We start from the raw sequence: 16134 nt of genomic DNA, 5'->3' as shown, positions 1-16134 counted from the left end.
TCAGCGCAGTATCCGATCAGCGGCTTGCCCACGTCCAAAAGCAAGTACCAGTGGTGTACCGTTAGGCGTGGTTGCCACCACGCCAAGAGCGCGTCCTTCGGCCCCGAGTGCTGCCAGAGCCGCAGCTTGTTCTGGCTCATCCGCACTGGCAGGCAACAAGATCACTGCTGCCCCTTCTGTTTCAAGGGGACGACCATCGTAACGTCCTATCTCGATTCCCCAGGTTAGGAAGCGGACGGTGTCGGTCGTACGCAGTGCTTCAGGCAAATAGATTGTCAGGTCTTCACTTGCCAGATTGTTCTGGCTATGATGCTGCTGAATCAGCCGACCCACGGCGGTTTCGACCAGATCAAATTCGCCATAGACGCGGGGTTCGAGACGCATCACCCCAAAATAGAGCCAGAGGTTGAAGAGCAGGCTCGCCCCAAGTAGGACAAGAGCAGCAGAGCGCATCACAGTATGCGCGGGCGCACCCCGTGCGTAAATGCGCGGGCTTCTTGATGCCAGGCCTGCCTCTGCGGGCTCGTTAATCCACACAGGCTGGCTTTGATCAGATCCTCCCAGGCCATAACGCAGACCTACAAACCCGATCCCGGCCAGCATGCAAGCCGGGGCAAGCGTGCCGAGCGCACGCATTGCGTGAGGTGCGTCGTTACTCAAGACGGCTGGCACAAGATAGATTACGCCCAGGGCTACAACCACAAGGAATCCCGGCTGTTGCCGAAGGCGAGGGAGCGCTGCCCCAAGCCCAAGCGTGAGCAACAGACCTGTCACGGGATCGAGGAGGGGGACATCGGGGAGATGATGTCGGCCATTGCGCTCGCCAACGGCATGGTAGGCTAGGGCATAGCGTTGCATATTATCGAGCGCAAGCGCAAGCGGTGCCCGGCTATCAGGATTATTGGCATCAAGCCACGAAACAGTTCCGACTCGTCGGTTATAGCCTTCAAGATCGCCCAGGATCGCCAGACCAAGTGGCGTGATCGTGAGTGCCCCGACAACGAGCGCGATGGCAAGCCCCGGCGCCGCCTTACGCCATAAGTACGGGTTTAGGCCAAGGCGTATCACCACAGCGGCACCAAGGGCAACCGGGGCCAGCCGACCCGTGTGGTAGGTATACATCGCCAGGCCACCAAGCAAGCCTGCCAGCGCCATGCCAATCACGGAAGGGGCTGCGCTCCCGAGATGCTGATCTACCTCTGGCTTTGTGCGCGGCACAGCTAGCAGGCTCAGTCGGGACGCCTCAACGGGCAGTGTACGCCAGACCAGACCAAGTGCTGTCAGGACAAGCAGATGATCCAGGGTTGCCGGAAACGCCCATCGACTCATGCTCAAGGCCCACGATGCACTTGCAAGCAACCCCGCGGCTATGAGCGCGGCGCGACGACCAATAAGGGGCACAGAAGCCCAATAAAGTGCCAGCGGTGTCAGCGCACCGGCCAGCGCACTCACCAGGCGCACACTCCACGGGTGCGGGCCAGCGCTGCCGATGACCGGGGCCATCAGGTAGAAGAGCATGGCAGGCAGATCGGCCCCTTCTACAACATAGACGGGACGATACGCCGGATCTTCCCAGATACGCAGGGCCTGCAAACCGTGACGCGATTCGTCGCGCCAGAGGCCAGCGGGCTGTGTGTCAAGGTTTACGAGGCGTGTGCCAAGGGCAAGGAGCCCAAGCAGCGCGAGAATGATCACAGCATTGCGCGTGCTCAGCAGTCCCTGGTGAGATGCAGCACGCTTGAGCCAGGCCTGTCCCAGCCACGTGCCTACCACGAGCAGCAGCATCCCAGGTGCAACAGCAAAGCCCAGGCGCAGCGCGAGCAAGGCTCCCAGGGCCAGGCCAATGCCTGCCAGACTGAGCGCCTGGTGGGTGACAAGATACGAGCGTACGCGAGCAAGCAATACGCCGAGTTGCGGGGCTGCCATCAGCAGTGCGAACGGCAGCAGCGGCCACCAGGGCCAGCCAAGGGTTGGCCACCAATAGCCTGCTTCAACCGGAAAAGCGGCAGCCCAGCCAACCCCGAGCGCCATCACCAGGCCGCCCCCCACCGCCATCCTGGGCGATGCACGCAAGCGCACCAGCACAAGCCAGACAAGTAACGGCCAGCCGAGCAGATAGACCAGGCGCACCGGATGGAGCATCAAGCCCTGCGTCGCGGTGATCGTCACGTCACTCAGGGCCACCCCGAGTTCACGTGGATCAGCGGGTGGTTGATAGGCTTCTGTCGTGAAGTGGAGCGGTGTTTCACCAGTAGGGCGCATTGGCATCAGCAGATGATAGGTTCGCCAGACAGAGTCGACCGGAAATGAGCCTGGATCAATAGTGTCGCCGCGCAGATGGACCAGGGCAACCGGCTGATCGGCAGGTCGAAACGCCGCCAGGCGCAGACTCGTCACCACGGCACGCCCATCATAGCCATAGAGAAAGAGTGTCGCCTCGGGGCGTGACCAGCGATAGATCCCGGTTTCACTCACTTCGAGGGGATAAAAACGGAACAACGATCGCCCGAGTAGCGGATCATCGACCCTCATGTGGTGAGAAGCGCGTGCTAGCGACGAACCGAGCATCAGAAGTGCCAGGGTGAAGAGCGCCAGCAGGGTTGGAGTCACAACCATGGCCACAACCTGCCGTGGGAGGCGCGCAGATCGTGTAGGAACAACAGACACGGTCGGACTCACAACACAGACCTTCTGTTACGCAGCGCGGTCGGCAGAGGGCTGGACGACAGCACGAAGCCCACGCATAAGGCGCTCGGTTAATTCGGCAAGGCTCCGTCGTCCAAACAGGCGGACATAGTCTTCAACGGCAACGAGTGGGCCAGGGTCAGCCCCACCATTGCGTTCGCGCAGATACCAGCGATGATCCATAATCCAGCGATAGAGGTCAGCCTCGGTACGACCTGGGAATGAACGCAAGGACCCACTCTCACGGATTACACTGACAACCGGCATGTAGACCGTATCGTACCACCTTGTAACAGCTTCGTCGCGGGTAACTTCACTGCCTTGTTCCTGACTTAGATAGTAGCGATGGGCATTGATATGCTGGATCAAGGCCAGGTAGCCCCCCGGTTCACTAAACTCGATCCGCTGCTCTGGACGCAAGCTTGCCAGTTCAGTCCATTCAAGAAAATCGCTATACTCCTCCTTCAGCAAGAGATCGCGCATACTCAAATCTGAACCAAGCGGCACATCAACGACCAGTTCAATCACCAACGCATCAATGTCTACCTGGCCCTGCAAACGGGCTACTGAGACACGATGGTTGCCGTCCTTGACAAAATAAATATCACCGATCTTGTAAAGTTCGACCGCCGGCAACGTCACCGCCTCGTGGAAGGCACGGTCAACCGACAGCCAGCGTGACATCGTAGCCTGATGTCGTGGTGCAAACTGACGGTCAAAATCGGCGTAGCGGCCTTCGCTGCCAATAATTTGCGCGACCGGCACACTCTGGAGGCCCAGATCGCGCTGGCTCCGCACATTCAGGCGTGAGCGTACCTCTTCAAACGCGAGCAGTTCACTCGAAGAACGATCAACCAGCGAAAGCAACTGAGTGAACAGAGCTTTGCGCCGGGCTCGACTAAAATCTTCACGGGTCGTCTGCTGAATCCAGGACATCGATACCTATCTCCTGGCTACGTCGCACGACGCCGTGTGATTGTCTGTCTACCTTCGACGTGACCTGCGCAGCCGCTATGGTTGCGTCACTCTAAGCCTAGGGTAGCACGAACAGTCTTTCATTGCAAGAGGATTGATCTGATAACTGGCTGTGAGGGGGCGAGCAAAGCCAGCACCCTCACAGCCAGTTCTTAGCTTTTGGTCAGAGTTCAAGCAGGCCATATCCAGCCGTATTGATCACCATCGTATCGCCATAACGGGTTTCGGTCGTGCTCGTATAGCCATACGAGAGGTGAATATGACCGTGAATGAGATAGCGCGGACGAAAGCGATCCATCAGCCAGAGAAACGTCTGGAAGCCACGATGTGGGTAATCCGGGCCGTTGTGGATATCAAGAGGTGGGGCATGGGTTATCAGAATATCAAGATAACTGCCATAACGATAGTTATTGAGCAGCATCCAGGGTACCAGACGCCAGGCACGCCGCATCATCTCGGCATCAGTATACATATGATACCCATCAAGTTTGTAGCGTAAACTTCCACCGAGCCCGGCGATACTGAGCCCCCCATGGCGCATGCCGCGCCCTTCAACCGAAATAGCTCCACGAGGTGCCGTTAACTCCTCCCCGGTCTCCAGAAACTGTGAACCATCGTGGTTGCCATAGACATAGAAACATGGCACGCTAAGCATGGTCATGACAAACTCGATATAGTAATAGGGCAGATCGCCGCAACTTAAGACAAAATCAATCGCGGGAAAGCGCTGTTTGATATTCAAGCTGTAGATTGTGGGGACAACCTCATCACTGATCGTAAGAATCCGCATGATATTACACACTATCAGCAAGACGTTGACGAAAGCCAACGTTGACGCCAGGAATAGGAAGAGTAAAGGTAAAGGTCGAACCAGTTCCGAGTTCGCTTTCAGCCCAGATTCGCCCTCCATGCAATTCGACAAGCGCACGGGTAATGCTCAAACCTAAACCCGTTCCGCCAATCCTGCGCGTATTCGTATTATCCACGCGATAGAAACGCTCCCAGATACGTGGCAGATCCTCGGGGGCAATGCCAAGTCCCTTGTCACTAATGGCAATCCGGATCCACCTCCCTGGTGGATGATCAAGCGGCAGGTCTGCTTCGTCAGTCTCCTTGATGGCCAACACAATCTGCCCACCATTAGGGCTATACTTGATCGCGTTGGTTAAAAGATTGAAGATAATCTGCTTCACTTTGTCACGATCAATATAGACTGGTGGTAAGTTGTGGGCCACATCGAGCAACATACGATGACGCGCCAGTTGGGTGTTGAGTTGCGTTGTCAACTCGGCCACAATGCTATGGAGTGAGGTGAGCCACCGATTGAGCTGAACTTTGCCCGCTTCAATCCGTGAAATGCTGAGCAAGTCTTCAACCAGTTGCGAGAGACGACTCGCTTCATCAAAGACTGTTTGCATAAACTGCATACGGTCAGGTGCAGTAAATTCACGGTTCAACAAGAGTTCAGTATAACCGAGGATTGAGGTTAGTGGTGTGCGCAGTTCGTGGCTGACCATCGAAACAAATTCGTGTTTGAGGCGATCCGCTTCGCCTTCGCGAGTGACATCAGTCACGGCCCAGAGCCGTCCGGTGATCCGGTGCTGGCTGTCAGACGTTGGCACCGAGAGGATTTGCAGATTCTGATTCGGGTTGACCATGCGCACACGGGTCGTCTGTAGTTCGGCGGGGTTGCGCTGACACCGGGTGAAAAATTCGGTCAGGCGCATGGGATCCTGCAGGCGTGGCAAGAGTAGTTCGACGAGATCAAAACTGACGTGAAAGGGCGAACGTGCCAGTACCCCGCGCAAGCCCCAGATTTCACTCCAGGCAGGGTTGGCCCGCAACACTTTGCCACTTGCATCAATCAATGCCAGCCCGGTTGGCAAACTAGCAAAGACTTGACCAAGATAATTGGCACTCTCAAGCGCTTCCTGGTAATGAATGGCCCGGTTGAGCGGGTTGGCGACCCGGCGGCAGAGGGCACGCATAAAACTCAGTTCATCTTCACCAAAGGCATTTGCCCGCGTACTGTGCAATAAAATGATGGCGGCAGGACGGTCGCCGAGCAAAACTGGTGCAGCAAGTTCGGTGCGCGCTCCTGCCCAGGTAGGTTGTAGCCCGGCTTGCGTTGTGTGATCGCGCACAAGCAAGACCCGACCGCTGTGGGCCGCCTGACCCGCCAAGCCTGTTTCCCAGTTAAACCGCTGTCGTCCCTGGCTCGTCAGCCCCTGCTGCAAAGATGATGGATAACCTTCGGCCAGTTGCAGGATCAGCTGACGCCGTTGGTGATCAACAAGCACAATGGCTCCGGCGTCAGCCCCGGTTGCCTCGATTGTACGCCGTAACAGTAGACTCAATAATTCATGCAGATCGAGCATCTGCTCTAAATTCGTATCGAGCTCACTCAACTGCTGGTGACGTTGTGGCTCAAGGGTGAGACCAGTTGGCGTCTCACTCACTGGCGCAAGGCCAACAGGTACTGGTTCACGTCGCCCTTCCCGGGCAATCGCAATGGCTAACTGAGGCAGCAAGCCTGTTAGCATTTCGCGTCCGAGGTTGACCAGGTTGGTACCTGTGGGGGCGCGCAATTCGATGACACCCCATAAACGCCCGCCCCAGAAGATCGGTGTGCCGAGGTAGGTGGCCTGCATGACTGGTAAATCGCCATCTCCAGCCGCCTCGTTGCTCAGCACGATTGTCCGACTCTCAAAAACTCCGTTCAGGGCTACCCGCCGTGTGAGGGCTTCATCCCACGGATAGGGCCAACCACGGGCAGAATAGTATTGCTGGCGCGCTGTGCCAGGTTGAGCCGACTGGAGCCAGCATGTCAAGCGTGCATCACGAAAACTGACTGGCCCGCGCAAGAGTTCAAACACACGATGAACACGCTGTTGGAGCGGCTGATCTTCGTACAGCAACCGGGTTGCTTCGGCCAGCAGCATCAGGGCCTCTGTCGCTTGCTCAGGCTGTACACTCAGCATAAGGGAAGACCGTACTATAATGTAGGGCAGCGTAAACTCTACAAGTGTTTCCACCATACCATTGTTTGCATTGTACTCTCTCATGGGCATTGACGCTATGGTTTAGTTTACAAAAAAGTGACGTAGACCCAGATTCATCTGCCAGATCTGGCGAGACAGGGTATAATAGCCTGTATCTGAGCGCTAGTTACTATGCACAAAGGAGTACATATGTTCACGGTTATTGATCACATTGGCTTTGCTGTTCATAATGTCGAGGAGGCTATTGCTTTTTACAGTCAGGCTTACGGCATCACCGAGTGGGAGCGCATCAGTCTGGACGATCGCCATATGGCCGTCGGGGTGGCCCGCCTTGGTGAGACTTTGATCGAATTGATTGCCCCAACCTCAGATCAAGCGGCCTTCTCCAAGTTTCTAAGTGAGAAAGGACCCGGCATTCACCATATTGCCTATCGCGTTGATGATATCGCTGCCTCGCTCGCTCAACTTCAGGCACGCGGTGTTCCGCTGATCGACAAACAGGCGCGTCCGGGCATCCACAATACACTGGTTGCCTTCGTGCATCCCAAAGCCGGTGCCCAGGGTGTCCTGACTGAACTGGTACAACATCAGCATTAGAGCAAGCAAGCCATGAATTCTGATCAAGAAGATTATCGGAAGTTGCTCTGCAGTACCAGCCTGGGCTACACAGCCTATTATGTCTGGTCACTCCAGGCTCGCCGTGAGCGCAAATACAATGTCTCCCGCTTACTTGCTGCCCTCAGCAGTATGAAGCGGGTGCGGGCCGAACAAGCCTTTCGCGCTCTCGGCGAAGTTGGCAAAACACGCCTCAATGTGGCCCACGCGCTGGCAGGGTTTGAGCCTGATATGATCGCATCCGGGCCAGTGACAGGTATCAGCACACTCCCGCGGGAATTGCTCGAACGGGCGGCCCAGGCTCTTGGCGAAGGCCGCGATCTTGTTGCCGAAGAGATGGGCGATCTCTTCGTCTGTGGGAGTTGCGGTGAACTTATGGAGGGAGCACCGGCCACATGTGACGTCTGTGGGACGGTGCGCGAGGGTTTTCTTAGTTTCCGTGCCACCGAGTCAATGGGAACCCTTGGCCCTCATACGATTGTCCGTCAACTTGAGCAGACCTGGGCAACCCTCCAGGCTCTGGTGGCCGATCTCAACGAAGAGCAACTGGCTACCCCAGCTGTGGGCGCAGCTTCGATCAAAGAGCAGATCGGTCATCTGACGGATATGGACGTGGTTTTTCGCGAACGGGCCTGGTTGATCCTTGAAACAGATAACCCGCAGTTGCCCAATGCCCATCCGCCAACCCTGGTGCAGGCTGGCCGCTATCGCACCCACCTGATTGTTGATCTCATGGAGGCCTTCCATACCAGTCGTGTGCAGACGATCGATCTGCTCCGTGGTCTGACGGTGGCTGCCTGGCGCCGCACTGGGCACCACACAATCTTTGGCACTATCCCGCTGACCCATCAAGGCAACTGGGTTGTTGAGCATGAAAAAGGCCATCTCATCGAGATGGCCCAGATTCGTCACGACCTGCTGGATCAACGAACATTGGTACTTCCTCACAGCATGGTCTTTGAGATTCTCGAGGGCGAGTAAGCCCACTCAGTTCAGCATGCGCCCTTCGTTTGTCCTTTTCACGACTTTCCCAGATGCGTAGCAAAGAAGTCGAGTACCACTTGGAAGTTGGCGGCATCAAAGAACTGTTCGCCGCCGTGACCAGCACCTTCAATCGATATAAAGGTCACGTTCTCATCACCCTGTGCCGCCACAAGCGCATCATAGAGTAAGGCGCTCTGTTGCGGTGGCACATTGCAATCAGCCGTTCCATGCTGGATCAGGAATGGTGCATCATTGGCATCAATGTAGGTGAGCGGGTTAACCAGCTGCGCTTGCTCTGGTACGCTTTGAATAGGAGCACCAAGCAATTGCGACTCGGGTGAGTTGGCTTCATCATGGGTTTGCGGACAACTTGTATCAGCAAATTGAGTATCCATCTGGAGAAAATCGGTTGGGCCAAACCAGTCCACCACGGCCTGCACACAACTCGACTGATCTGCGTTGCCTAACTCAGCACCTTCTAATGCAGCAACATCACACGATGTACCCAAAAGCGCTGCCAGGTTTCCACCTGCTGAAGCGCCCCACGCAGCAATACGCTCGGGGTCTAATTGGTATGTTGCTGCATTCGCACGGAGCCAGCGGACAGCAGCTTTGGCATCCTGGATTTGTGCAGGTGCCAATGCTTCGCTGCTCAAACGGTAGTTAATACTCGCAACGGCATATCCCGCTTCAAGCAATTGATCAATACCCGTCGTAGCCATCGCATCCGCTTTGTCACCGAGCATAAAGCCACCGCCATGAATAATCACGATGATGGGAAACGGGCCTTCACCCTCAGGAACATACAGGTCAAGTTGCTGTGCGGTCGAGATATTTGCATAGGCGGCATCTTTCACGATGGGGGTGGCTGTGGTGGCAGGCATACTGCTACCCGGCCCACCAGGCATCACACCTGCGGGGCGTCCACCAGATGGCATCTGTGCAGCAGGAGTAGAACTTGGCTGCTCGGTAGTCGCTACGGAAACCTCCGCCGTTGGGGCGATCATGGTGCCCTCAACTGGAACGGCAGAAGGCACCGTTGGCGAAGCAGGGGTTGCACCGCACCCGGCAAGCGCAACTACGGCAAGCGTAAGAACCAGACTCAGCATGGCCAACCGACGTTTGAACATAATCCTATCATTCATAGTGATCCAATCCCCTCCTAATAAAGGTGAACATCACTAGCATAACAAGAGAATCTCAAGAAAATCCGCAGATTGTCTCGAAGCTTTCTCAAGAAATGGCCCCATTTCTTCAGAGTTTCTTCAGCATGATGTGCTACGATATGCCTATGAAGCAGCGCATTCTAGTCGTTGACGATGACCAATCAATCGCCCATATCTTGCGGAGCTATCTCGAGCAGGCTGGCTATCATGTGCTGACGGCACACGATGGCAACGCAGCCTTGCAAGCAATGCGCTACGATCAGGTTGATCTCGTTATCCTTGATCTCATGCTGCCAGGCCGCGATGGCTGGTCGCTCATTCGTATCGCACGTTCTGATGCGATCCTTGGTGCCCTACCAATCATTCTGGTGACTGCGCGTATTGATGAAGGGGATAAGATCCTAGGTCTCGAACTTGGCGCCGATGACTACATTACCAAACCATTCAACGGGCGCGAGGTGGTTGCTCGTGTTGGCGCTCTCCTTCGCCGCCGATCCCTTGATCTGCACGGCTCGGTCCCGCCCCGTACGCTCATCGCTGGGGAACTTTGTCTCGATTTGGATCAGCATAGCCTGACCATTCAGGGGCAGCCGGTTGAACTCACTCGTACCGAGTTCAAACTGCTTGAGGCACTGCTCGAACATCCTGGCTATACCCTCACCCGTGATGATCTGCTTGAACGAGCGATGGGTTATGCCTACGAAGGTATGGGCCGTGTGCTTGATACGCACATCCGCAATCTGCGCCGTAAAATTGAACCCGATCCCAATAACCCGCGCTATATCTGTACCGTCTATGGCGTCGGTTATCGCTTGGTTAAACAGTAGGAACAGCTATGAATCGCCTCTGGGTGCGCTTTAGCGTGCTGATCGGAGGGGTGCTTTTTGCGGTCTTTTTCCTCCAGTTCCTCTCCATCATGATCCCACATACCGCTGGTTGGGAAGAACCCCGTGGCGATCCGCCTGATGCAGAGATTGCCAGCCGTTTACTCGAGTTTATGGCACTCTCTGCGTTGGTAGGTCTCGCTAGTGGTATCGTCATTGCCCGCGTGGTGAGTGCCCCGGTAAGTGCCATAGCCCAGGCTGCTCGGCAAATTGGCTCAGGCAATTTGACAGTGACGGTTCCTGTATGTGGCAGTGAGGAATTGCAAGATCTGGCCCGGACGTTTAATAAGATGGCAAATGAATTGCATCAAGGCGAGATCGTACGCCGCAATCTGATGAATGATATTTCGCACGAGTTACGTACACCATTGGCCGTCCTCGAAGGCAATCTTCGCATTGCGTTAGACGAGTTCACCCCGCTCGATGGGGCTGCCATCGCTCACCTCTATGGTCAGACACGCCACCTAACCCGCCTTGTAACTGACCTTGGTGAACTCGCGCTCGCTGAAAGCCATCAGTTGCCACTTACACGCCAATGGACTGACCTGAGCGATCTTGTAACCGAGAGTCTCCAAGCTCTTACGCCACTTGCCGACGAAGCAGGTGTGCGCTTGACCAGTCAGCTTGTGAGCTTGCCTCGCTTGTGGATCGACCCACTCCGCATACGGCAAGTGCTCTTTAATCTGCTCACGAATGCACTACGACACACGCCTTTCGGGGGAAGCGTTACGGTGGTGACGAGCGTTGATGAGCGATGGATCCGTCTTGAAATACGTGATACCGGGGAAGGGTTGACCCCAGAACAGATCGATACGATCTTTGAGCGCTTTTACCGCACCGATAGCTCCCGGAGTCGAGGAACGGGAGGAACAGGTCTCGGCCTGGCAATCGTGAAAGCCATTAGTGAAATGCATGGTGGCAACGTGAGCGCATCGAGTCAAGGCAAAGGCCACGGCACCACATGTACCGTAACCCTGCCGATCAATGATCCTGTGCACCCCATACAGATACCGGCACACCAGACTCAGACGTAGCTCCGCCCAACAGCCTTACGCAAGAGGCGGCGTGCGCCAGTGCGCAGGCTTCGCGCCCCAAGGGCAGCAAAAAAGAGGCCGATCAGCGCCAGGGGGGTGCGGCGCGGGCGAACAAGTTCACGCAGGGCGACCGGATCGCGTAGCGGTAACGGTGAAGTTTCGCGTACCTCTACCCGCAAATTGTCACCGTGCCATTCACGCTCAACCCAGAAGAGGTCGGGCATGCTGCGCTGAAAAAAATAGTAGGCTGGATTATACTCATAGAGATAATCAAACAACTCGCCAAAGGGTTCGGCAGGTTCTTTGGGGTGCAAGACAAGCGTGTCGCCAACAAGATTGACATACCAACGGTGAAAGGACCAGTGAAAGAGGCGCTCGGCAATTTCTGAAGGACTCTGGATATACCCGGCGGCACTGGTACGTTGCAACTCATGCGCAAATTGCTCGGGGTCGTCCATATGTTCAAGGATATGCGAACAGATCGCATAGGCAAAAGCCCCATCCTTGAAGGGCAAAAAGTGCGCATCAGCTACCACAAACGGGCGATCGACCACCAGATCGCCGCCGCGTTCGCGATTATCTGACCCCAAAAAACGATCCACCAGCACATTCGACCGTGGATTCGGATTATCCCCACTCCCAATCTCAAGCACAAGCCCATCGCTGGGAGGGTTACATGACTGTTTCATAATGCTACCGCCAAAGCCCGCATTGATGGACAAGGGCCTCTGGCCCTTGCCCATCAATTCAAATCATCCCCACTGAGACTATCACGCAGAATATCGAGGTTTTCGAGGGCCAGGCCTGTGCCAATCGCCACACACGAAGCCGGCTGATCAGCGACATAGCATGGCACACCGGTGACCTCGGTGAGCAATTCATTGATTCGGCGAAGCATGGATCCACCGCCGGTCATCACCATACCCTTATCAATGATATCCGACGACAGTTCCGGCGGGGTTTCGACCAGCACCGCCCGTACCGCATTGACAATCGCCTCGAGGGGTTCCTGGATCGCTTCAGTGATTTCATTTGAGTCAACCTCGATGGTTCGAGGCAAACCAGCGACTTGGTCCCGCCCGCGCACCTGGGTGGTCAAAGGTCGTTCGAGGGGGAGTGCCGACCCAATCTCGATCTTGATACTCTCGGCAGTACGTTCTCCAATGAGAACATTATATTTGCGCTTGACATAAGCCGCGATCGCCTCATCAAACTTATTGCCGCCGACCCGCACCGAAGTACTGACCACAATATCATTGAGGGAAATAACGGCCACTTCGGTTGTGCCACCACCAATATCAATGATCAAGTTGCCCGAGGGTTGGGCGACCGGAATATTCGCCCCGATCGCTGCGGCAAGTGGTTCACGGATCAGAAAAGCGCGCCCAGCCCCGGCCTCGAGCGCGGCATCACGAACCGCACGCATCTCGACGCTTGTCACCCCGGCTGGAATACAGATCATTACCTCTGGCTTGGCTACCCGAAAGCGCCCTGCCGCCCGTATGATGAAATATTTCAGCATCGCCTCGGTGACAACATAGTCGGCAATGACACCATTGCGCATCGGGCGCACCACTTCAATGCTCTCGGGTTCACGCCCAAGCATAGCCAGGGCCTCGGCACCAACAGCGCGCACACGGCCATCGCGGGTGCTCAGCGCCACCACCGACGGCTCAGAGAGTACAATGCCTTTGCCTTTGACATACACGAGGACATTTGCGGTTCCGAGATCAATGCCAATTTTGCGGGCCATAATTTCCCCTGGTATCTACCAACATACACCCAGTAGGTACAGAAAGAGAGCCAAAACATCCTCTATTATAACGTATCTATAGCTGTCCAAGAACCTCTTTAGCGTATCTGTAGCTGACAAAAAGCTGATGTACCGCGACCAATGATGCGCAAAAGCGAAGGCCAGGGCGTGCCAAACGCTCACCCTGACCCTCTGGCAGCACTGTCGAAGGCAGACCTTACTGGCGTCGGCCGATTTCGCGCATACGCATCACCTGGAGGCGTACCATCTCTTTGCGCAACTTGGCTTCGGCGAGCGCCAGCTCTTGATCGGTCTGAGCCGACTGACGCAGTTCTTCGGCTCGTTTAATTGCCGCTTCAACCCGAGCGGCATCAATATCATCAGCGCGTTCCACCGTATCAGCCAGGATCGTGACGCGATCGGGCAAAACCTGCATAAAGCCACCCGAGACCGCAAACGGGGTGCGCGTGCCGTCCTTGACAATCGTCAACTCACCAGGCTGCAAGATGGTCAGCAATGGTGCATGGCGGGGCAGGATACCGACGCGCCCATCACGTGTTGGGGCACTGATCAGATCTACCTCATCGGAATAGATCTGGCGCTCGGCAGTGACAATCTCAAGATGGACTGGCATGGCCTATCCCTTCTTGTTACTCGCTTCATAGGCAGCCACAACTTCTTCGAAATCACCCTTCATATAGAAGAATTGTTCAGGAATATGGTCGCCATCGCCGTTCATCACCCGACGGAAGCTTTCCACCGTCTTCTTGACGGGCACATACTTGCCTGCGAGACCGGTAAATTGCTGGGCCACCGTGAAGGGCTGTGAGAAAAAGAGCTCAATTTTGCGTGCGCGGGAAACCGTCAACTTATCATCATCGCCGAGTTCTTCCATCCCCAGGATGGCAATGATGTCTTTGAGGTCTTTATAGCGTTGCAACACCCGCTTGACATCCTGGGCTACACGGTAGTGCTCATCGCCAACCACATTCGGATCAAGGATGCGGCTCGTTGAGGCCAGCGGATCAACTGCGGGGAAGATTGCACGTTCGGCAATGCTACGCTCAAGTGAAATCGTCGCGTCGAGGTGCGCAAAGACCGTTGCAGGGGCCGGATCAGTGTAGTCGTCGGCAGGCACATAGACGGCCTGCATTGAGGTGACTGAGCCGCGACGGGTTGACGTAATGCGCTCTTGCAGTTCACCCATCTCGGTGCTAAGGGTTGGCTGGTAGCCCACCTGTGAAGGCATACGCCCGAGCAGTGACGAGACCTCAGAGCCAGCCTGCACAAAGCGGAAGATATTATCCACAAAGAGCAGAATATCACGACCCTCATCGCGGAAATACTCTGCCATCGTCAGCGCCGTCAGACCAACGCGCAGACGCGCCCCAGGCGGCTCATTCATCTGCCCAAAGACCATCACCGTCTTGTCAAACACGGTTGAGTTTTCATCAATCCGTGCTTCTTTCATTTCGTGCATGAGGTCATTGCCCTCACGGGAGCGTTCACCCACACCGGCAAAGACCGAATAGCCAGACTGCTCTTTGGCGATATTCGCAATCAATTCCTGAATGACGACCGTCTTGCCCACTCCGGCACCACCGAAAATCGCTGTCTTGCCACCGCGGGTAAACGGTGCCATCAAATCAATAACCTTGATCCCTGTCTCGAAGACTTGGGCCTCGGTGCTTTGCTCTTCAAATGAAGGCGGGGGGCGATGGATCGGACGGCGTTCAACCGAAGCAGCAATCGGTTCCCCCCCATCAATCGGATCACCGAGCACGTTCATCACTCGTCCGAGGGTCGCCGGGCCAACCGGCACAGAAATGGCTGCGCCTGTATTATACACGGGCACACCACGCTGCAAGCCATCAGTCGAGCCCATAGCAACTGCCTTGACCAGACCATTGCCAAGTTGCTGTTGAACCTCACAGGCCAGGCTGGTTCCATCCTCAAGGGGGATCAACAATGCGTTATAAATTTCAGGAACGTGATTCTCAAAGCGGCAAGTCACCACCACGCCAAGGATCGCAACCACAGTGCCTTGCTCGCCGGTCGCGTTGGTCATAACATTCACTCCATCTCAGTGTTGCAGTTACAGCGGCATCCACCGCGATTGCTCAGGGGCCTGCCAGCCAGTGCTGGCAGCACTATCCATCGGCCAGGGCATTGGCTCCCGAAGAGATCTCACTCACCTCTTTGGTAATTGCTGCCTGGCGAGCCTTATTAAAGGTCAGGGTCAATTCACGTGCGAGATCCTTGGCACTCTTGGTTGCATTGCGCATCGCCACCATGCGTGCCGAATGTTCGCTAGCAATGCTTTCGAGCACGGCCTGATAGATCTGGGTTTCGACATAGCGCGGCAACAATTCTTCGAGCAACTCTTCCTGGCTTGGCTCATATGTGAAGTCGAGGCGTGGTGTCCCGCTTGCTTCAGGTGTTTCCACCGGAACTAGGCGTTTCAGGGCAGGTCGCTGGACAAGCGTATTGACAAACTCACTATAGACAATATGCACTTCGCTATACTCGCCTGTCTGCACGCGGGCCAACGCTGCCTGGGCCACCCCAAGCACCTGTTCGAGGGACGGAGCATCACCGAGTTTCATGGTCTCAGCGACCACCTTCTGACCGCTGCGCACAAGAAAATCGCGCCCCTTTTTGCCATACGTAAAGGTCTCGACCTGATTGCCTGCCTTATTCTGTTCAAGAATAAAGCGCCCGGTTTGGCGCTGCACATTCGAGATAAGGCTCCCACACAGACCACGGTCAGGGGTCACAACAATCAACCCCACTTTTCGACTATCAGGTTGGACTTCCAGCAACGTGCCTTTACGCCCGGTACCAACAATACGGCCGGTCAACTCAGCAATCAATTGACGCATACTCTGAGCGTAGGGACGTGTAGCGACCACATTCCGCTGCGCACGGCGCATCTTCGAAGCCGAGACCATCTCCATTGCGCGAGTGATCTGGGCAACATTCTTGACTGAGCGGATCCGCCGCTTGATTTCACGGCTACTCGCCATGGGATACTCC

14 protein-coding genes are annotated in these 16134 nt (G+C 55.8%); 4 read left to right on the top strand and 10 right to left on the bottom strand.

Annotation, left to right across the window (positions count from 1 at the left end; genetic code table 11):
- The 4 genes from EYB53_RS08895 to EYB53_RS08880 form a co-directional block, all read right to left on the bottom strand.
- Positions 1-2616, bottom strand: a complete 2616-nt coding sequence (locus EYB53_RS08895; RefSeq protein ID WP_135477848.1) for a glycosyltransferase family 39 protein — start codon at positions 2614-2616, stop codon at positions 1-3.
- A 78-nt stretch (positions 2617-2694) separates the two neighbouring features.
- Positions 2695-3621 (bottom strand): DUF4032 domain-containing protein, encoded by a 927-nt coding sequence (locus EYB53_RS08890; RefSeq protein WP_135477847.1) that lies wholly within the window; start codon positions 3619-3621, stop codon positions 2695-2697.
- A gap of 202 nt (positions 3622-3823) precedes the next feature.
- Complete coding sequence (locus tag EYB53_RS08885; RefSeq protein WP_135477846.1) at positions 3824-4450, bottom strand: metallophosphoesterase; 627 nt, start codon at positions 4448-4450, stop codon at positions 3824-3826.
- Positions 4451-4454: 4 nt separating this feature from the next.
- On the bottom strand, positions 4455-6641 hold the full coding sequence (locus EYB53_RS08880) for an ATP-binding protein (RefSeq protein WP_254150985.1): 2187 nt from the start codon (positions 6639-6641) through the stop codon (positions 4455-4457).
- Between the two features lie 210 nt (positions 6642-6851).
- Between EYB53_RS08880 and mce the strand changes: the two genes are divergently transcribed.
- Both mce and EYB53_RS08870 read left to right on the top strand, forming a co-directional pair.
- A complete protein-coding gene (gene mce, locus EYB53_RS08875) occupies positions 6852-7259 on the top strand; it encodes a methylmalonyl-CoA epimerase (protein ID WP_135477845.1) in 408 nt (135 codons plus the stop codon).
- A 12-nt stretch (positions 7260-7271) separates the two neighbouring features.
- A complete protein-coding gene (locus tag EYB53_RS08870; RefSeq protein ID WP_135477844.1) occupies positions 7272-8258 on the top strand; it encodes a DinB family protein in 987 nt (328 codons plus the stop codon).
- Between the two features lie 38 nt (positions 8259-8296).
- On the opposite strand, the gene EYB53_RS08865 is transcribed toward EYB53_RS08870, so the two are convergent.
- Positions 8297-9268 (bottom strand): alpha/beta hydrolase, encoded by a 972-nt coding sequence (locus tag EYB53_RS08865; RefSeq protein WP_135477843.1) that lies wholly within the window; start codon positions 9266-9268, stop codon positions 8297-8299.
- Positions 9269-9552: 284 nt separating this feature from the next.
- On the opposite strand from EYB53_RS08865, the gene EYB53_RS08860 reads away from it, so the two are divergent.
- Together EYB53_RS08860 and EYB53_RS08855 are read left to right on the top strand one after the other, a co-directional pair.
- Entirely contained in the window at positions 9553-10254 is a 702-nt protein-coding gene (locus EYB53_RS08860; RefSeq protein WP_135477842.1) for a response regulator transcription factor, read from the top strand.
- Between the two features lie 8 nt (positions 10255-10262).
- On the top strand, positions 10263-11345 hold the full coding sequence (locus tag EYB53_RS08855; protein ID WP_135477841.1) for a sensor histidine kinase: 1083 nt from the start codon (positions 10263-10265) through the stop codon (positions 11343-11345).
- Here the strand turns inward: EYB53_RS08855 and EYB53_RS08850 are convergent.
- The 5 genes from EYB53_RS08850 to EYB53_RS08830 all read right to left on the bottom strand — a co-directional run bounded on the left by EYB53_RS08850 (position 11336) and on the right by EYB53_RS08830 (position 16124).
- Positions 11336-12034: a methyltransferase domain-containing protein gene (locus EYB53_RS08850; protein ID WP_135477840.1), complete on the bottom strand. Its 699-nt coding sequence runs from the start codon at positions 12032-12034 to the stop codon at positions 11336-11338. The genes EYB53_RS08855 and EYB53_RS08850 overlap by 10 nt on opposite strands.
- A gap of 53 nt (positions 12035-12087) precedes the next feature.
- Positions 12088-13098: a rod shape-determining protein gene (locus EYB53_RS08845; protein WP_135477839.1), complete on the bottom strand. Its 1011-nt coding sequence runs from the start codon at positions 13096-13098 to the stop codon at positions 12088-12090.
- Between the two features lie 217 nt (positions 13099-13315).
- Complete coding sequence (locus EYB53_RS08840; protein WP_135477838.1) at positions 13316-13732, bottom strand: F0F1 ATP synthase subunit epsilon; 417 nt, start codon at positions 13730-13732, stop codon at positions 13316-13318.
- A gap of 3 nt (positions 13733-13735) precedes the next feature.
- Positions 13736-15166, bottom strand: coding sequence for a F0F1 ATP synthase subunit beta (gene atpD, locus EYB53_RS08835; RefSeq protein WP_135477837.1), 1431 nt, complete (start codon positions 15164-15166; stop codon positions 13736-13738).
- Positions 15167-15248: 82 nt separating this feature from the next.
- Positions 15249-16124: a F0F1 ATP synthase subunit gamma gene (locus EYB53_RS08830; RefSeq protein ID WP_135477836.1), complete on the bottom strand. Its 876-nt coding sequence runs from the start codon at positions 16122-16124 to the stop codon at positions 15249-15251.
- Positions 16125-16134: the final 10 nt, after the last annotated feature.

Source organism: Candidatus Chloroploca mongolica (assembly GCF_004762035.2).
GTDB lineage: Bacteria > Chloroflexota > Chloroflexia > Chloroflexales > Chloroflexaceae > Chloroploca > Chloroploca mongolica.
Note: the sequence above shows the minus strand (reverse complement) of the source record. Positions and strands in the feature narration are given on the sequence as shown.

What these genes read in the sequence shown, in the direction of transcription:
- EYB53_RS08895 (WP_135477848.1), bottom strand. Translation starts at nt 2,616, where the DNA reads ATGGTTGTGACTCCAACCCTGCTGGCGCTCTTCACCCTGGCACTTCTG.
- EYB53_RS08890 (WP_135477847.1), bottom strand. Translation starts at nt 3,621, where the DNA reads ATGTCCTGGATTCAGCAGACGACCCGTGAAGATTTTAGTCGAGCCCGG.
- EYB53_RS08885 (WP_135477846.1), bottom strand. Translation starts at nt 4,450, where the DNA reads ATGCGGATTCTTACGATCAGTGATGAGGTTGTCCCCACAATCTACAGC.
- EYB53_RS08880 (WP_254150985.1), bottom strand. Translation starts at nt 6,641, where the DNA reads ATGCTGAGTGTACAGCCTGAGCAAGCGACAGAGGCCCTGATGCTGCTG.
- mce (WP_135477845.1), top strand. Translation starts at nt 6,852, where the DNA reads ATGTTCACGGTTATTGATCACATTGGCTTTGCTGTTCATAATGTCGAG.
- EYB53_RS08870 (WP_135477844.1), top strand. Translation starts at nt 7,272, where the DNA reads ATGAATTCTGATCAAGAAGATTATCGGAAGTTGCTCTGCAGTACCAGC.
- EYB53_RS08865 (WP_135477843.1), bottom strand. Translation starts at nt 9,268, where the DNA reads ATGATCGCCCCAACGGCGGAGGTTTCCGTAGCGACTACCGAGCAGCCA.
- EYB53_RS08860 (WP_135477842.1), top strand. Translation starts at nt 9,553, where the DNA reads ATGAAGCAGCGCATTCTAGTCGTTGACGATGACCAATCAATCGCCCAT.
- EYB53_RS08855 (WP_135477841.1), top strand. Translation starts at nt 10,263, where the DNA reads ATGAATCGCCTCTGGGTGCGCTTTAGCGTGCTGATCGGAGGGGTGCTT.
- EYB53_RS08850 (WP_135477840.1), bottom strand. Translation starts at nt 12,034, where the DNA reads ATGAAACAGTCATGTAACCCTCCCAGCGATGGGCTTGTGCTTGAGATT.
- EYB53_RS08845 (WP_135477839.1), bottom strand. Translation starts at nt 13,098, where the DNA reads ATGGCCCGCAAAATTGGCATTGATCTCGGAACCGCAAATGTCCTCGTG.
- EYB53_RS08840 (WP_135477838.1), bottom strand. Translation starts at nt 13,732, where the DNA reads ATGCCAGTCCATCTTGAGATTGTCACTGCCGAGCGCCAGATCTATTCC.
- atpD (WP_135477837.1), bottom strand. Translation starts at nt 15,166, where the DNA reads ATGACCAACGCGACCGGCGAGCAAGGCACTGTGGTTGCGATCCTTGGC.
- EYB53_RS08830 (WP_135477836.1), bottom strand. Translation starts at nt 16,124, where the DNA reads ATGGCGAGTAGCCGTGAAATCAAGCGGCGGATCCGCTCAGTCAAGAAT.